Source organism: Streptosporangium sp. NPDC051023, assembly GCF_040689595.1.
In the GTDB taxonomy this organism is placed as follows: Bacteria; Actinomycetota; Actinomycetes; order Streptosporangiales; family Streptosporangiaceae; genus Streptosporangium.
The window spans coordinates 1-3,753 of the sequence record NZ_JBFBCE010000191.1; the positions used below are offsets into that span (position 1 = coordinate 1).

The 3,753-nt window shown below is 68.3% G+C and carries 1 protein-coding gene; it reads right to left on the reverse strand.

Annotation, left to right across the window (positions count from 1 at the left end; genetic code table 11):
• Window positions 1–3,120: amino acid adenylation domain-containing protein (locus tag AB0395_RS47760; protein ID WP_366294908.1), on the reverse strand; the 3,120-nt coding region annotated here is incomplete at its 3' end.
• Window positions 3,121–3,753 lie beyond the last annotated feature (633 nt).

A 3,753-nucleotide genomic window follows, 5' to 3' on the forward strand; every position in this document is an offset into this window, starting at 1 on the left:
CACGGGGACGTGGACGGAGGTCCGCAGCACGCTCTGCCAGTCCGCCGCCAGTCGTTCGACCGTCGCGGCGTCGAACAGGTCGGCGCTGTACTCGACGACGCCGAAGATGCGCTCGCCGTCGTCGGTGATCTGCCAGGTCAGGTCGAACTTCGAGGTCCCCGTGGGAACCAGCTCACGTGTCCCGGCCGCATGGCCGAGCCGTACGGGGCGGGCGTCGTGGCGGTGCATCTCGAAGGCGACCTGGGTGAACGCGGCGCGGTCCGTGGAATGGTCCACGGGATGGTCACGCGTGGTCCGTTCGAGGATGAGCTGGAAGGGCACGTCCTGGTGTGCGAGGTCGGCCAGCACGTCGTCACGTACTCGCCTGAGCAACTCGCGGAAGCTCAGCTCCGCACCTGCCCGCACGCGCAGCGGAACCAGGTTGACGAAGTAACCGATCAGGCCTTCCCACTCGGCGCGGTCCCGGTCGGCGACCGGCATGGCGACGACGAGGTCCTCCTGGCCGGTACGGCTGCGCAGCATCAGGCAGAAACCGGCGAGCAGCACCATGAACGGCGTCACGCCCTCAGCCTTCGCCAACGCACGCACCTGCTCGGCGAGGTCTCCGCCCAGGTCGAACCGTACGGCGGCGCCGGACGGGGTCCGCCCCTGCGGGGAGCGGTCGGTCGGCAGGGCCAGTTCCCTCGGCGCCCCTTCGAGCCTTCGCTCCCAATAGGCGAGCCCTTCGGCCAGGTGCTCGCCGCGCACCAGTTCCCGCTGCCGGACCGCGTGGTCCGAAGGCCGCAGCGGCAGATCGGCGAGTCTGTGCGGGCGGCCGGTCGAGGCGGCCGCGTACAGCTCGGCCAACTCCGCCTCGAAGATCCGTAGCGACCACTCGTCCCAGACGATGTGGTGGACCACGATCAGCAGCGCCCACCCGTCGTCGCCCTCCCGCAGCAGCCGTGCCCTGAACAGCGGGCCGTGCTCCAGGTCGAACGGCCTGCGGGCCTCCCGCATGATGGTTTCTTCCGAGTGGTCGTCTGCCTCAAGCCGTATGGGAGCGGCCGGGAGTACTGTCTGGGCAGGCTCGCCGAGACGGGCCGGGAAGACGGTTCGCAGCGCCTCGTGTCGTTCGACGAGGGTGTTCAGGCATTGTTCGAGCAGCGGGATGTCGAGCGCGCCGCGCAGCCGGAAGACCCACGGAACGTTGTAGAGGGGCGCGCCCGGATTCCACTGCTCTGACAACCACAGGGCGTGCTGTCCCAGAGACAGCGGCCGTTCGACCGCCTCGTCCTCGTCCGGCTGCGTTGCGGGCTGTTCCTCGTCGTCGGGCTGGGGCGTCACGTTCGACGTCTGGGACGACCGGTCGCGACCGGCGTCGAGCTGCGCCGCGAGGTCGGCGAGAACCGGTGTGTCGAAGACGGTCTGGGGCGAGAGGCCCTTGCCGAAGTGGCTCAGCAGCCTGGCAGTGATGCGGAGCGCGGCGAGGGAGTCGCCGCCGAGTGCGAAGAAGTCGTCGTCGCGTCCGACGTGGTCGACGCCGAGGACCTCGCGCCACAGACCGGCCAGCAGCAGTTCCGTCTCGGTTCGCGGCGGCACCGTATCCTCCCGCCGCGGAACCGGTGGCAGCGCGGCGCGGTCGAGCTTGCCGCCCGTGGTCAGCGGCAGCCGGTCGAGGAGGACAAGATGCGCGGGCAGGAGGTACTCGGGCAGCCTCTCCGCCAGGAACGTCACGAGTTCCTCGGTCTCCGCCTCGGCGACGGCGTAACCGACCAGGCGCGTCCGCCCGTTCTCGTCCCGCTGCCCGAGCACCGCGCACTGCCGTACGGCGGGGTGATTCTCCAGCACCCGCTGCGTCTCGGCGGGCTCGACCCGATATCCCCTGATCTTGACCTGGTCGTCGGTCCTGCCGAGGAACTCCAGGTTTCCGTCCGCTCTGAGGCGGACGAGGTCACCCGTGCGGTACATCCGGGCGCCGGGGGCGTCGCCGTACGGGTCGGGCACGAACCGCTGGGCCGTGGTGCCCGGCCTGCCCGTGTATCCCCGGGCGAGTGGCCGCCCGCCGACGTACAGCTCTCCCGCGACTCCGGGAGGGCAGGGCGTGAGCGTCGAGTCGAGCACGTGGAGCACGCGATCACCGCACGCCGTGCCGATCGGGACCTCGTCTGTTTCGACGTCGGTCACTTCGTGGGTGGTTGCCGTGATCACGCATTCGGTCGGCCCGTAGGCGTTGACGAGCCGTACGTTCGGGGCGTGCCGCAGCCAGGAGCGGGCGGCCTGGGGGGACATCCGCTCGCTACCCGAGATCATCAGCCGGAGGCGGTGCCCTTCGGGCAGTGGCAGACGGTCGAGGCCGTCGGCCAGCTCGTTCCAGTATCCGGCGGGCAGGTTCGCGACGGTGATCTGTTCGCGGTCGAGGAAGCCGAGGAGCTCACCGATCGAGGGGGAGCGGTCCAGGCCGAAAACGACGGTCGCCCCGGCGGCCAGCGGGGCGAGTGTCTGCTCGATCGCGACATCGACGTGTGGTGGCGCGAACCGCAGGACGCGGTCGTCGCCGCGTAGCCCGAAACGCGCGCAGATCCCGACGAGGTGGTCGCCCAGCGCGTCGAACGGCACGCCGACACCCTTCGGCCTTCCGGTGGTGCCGGAGGTGTACACGAGATAGGCGAGATGGGCCGGGTCGGCTGGGCTCCCCGTGCTCCCCGCGCTCCCGTTCTCGGTCTGCAGGCCGTTGGTCCGAGGCTCGCCGGTGATGCGCATCAGCGGAACGCCCCACCGGGTCTCCTCGCCGGACCCGGTGTCGGCGTCGGTCAGGACCAGTCGGGCAGCGCTGTCCTGGAGCACGAACAGATGACGTTCCGCCGGGGCCGCGGGGTCGAGCGCGAGGTAGGCGGCGCCGGCCCGCAGCACGGAGAGCATCGCGACCAGACCGCTCGCCGAGCGTTCCGCGTGGACGGCGACGACCTGGCCGGGGCCGACCCCGCACCCTCGCAGCCGTCGCGTCAGCTCGCCGGTACGGCGGTCGAGCTCCTCATAGGAAAGGGAGAGGTTCGCGGCCACGACGGCGGGCCGGGTGGGGTGCTCTTCCGCGCGCAGGCCCAGCAACGCTCCCCAGTCGGCCTGCCGGAGCGAGATGGCCACCTCAGAGCTCCGATCCTCCAATCCAGAGGCAGTCTTGCTCATGGAAAATGCCTTTGTCATGGCACGGAACTCCTCTGGAAATCAGGCGGGTGCCGCTGATTGGGAATGTGGAGGGTGTGCGCTATAACGCTTTTCGGTTGTCCGCGAATAGCGCAGGTCCGGTCCAAGGACGGCGCCCCCGGCCCACGTATTTCACAACCTAAGGAATCCTTGCGCAAGGTATCTTGTCAAGTGGAGGGTGTCAAGGGGATGCCCTGTCTGCTGGGCTTTTGAGCTCGTACACCAATTGGTGGTGCCTCTCTTCCTCTGGCTGGACAGGTGAGAGGGCGAGTCTTGTGGGTAACTGTCAAGAGATATTGAACGAGGGGAATGGATTTGGCGGTGTTGCGCTCTGTGAAGGTATTGACACCGTGGGAATCAGTGCACAAGATGTGTTGCGCAAGAGTCCCTTAGGAGTTGATCTCCGATAATAGGATCACGCTGTTTCTGGCGCTATTTGACAGGCGATCTCAGAAAAGCGTGGTTGTGGGCTACCTGCGCATATTTTTCACCGGCGGCCGCGTGGCGTGATTTTCGGAGGGGTTCCGTGCCATGACCAAAACGTTCTCCAGGAGTCCCGCCGACGGTGTGGTC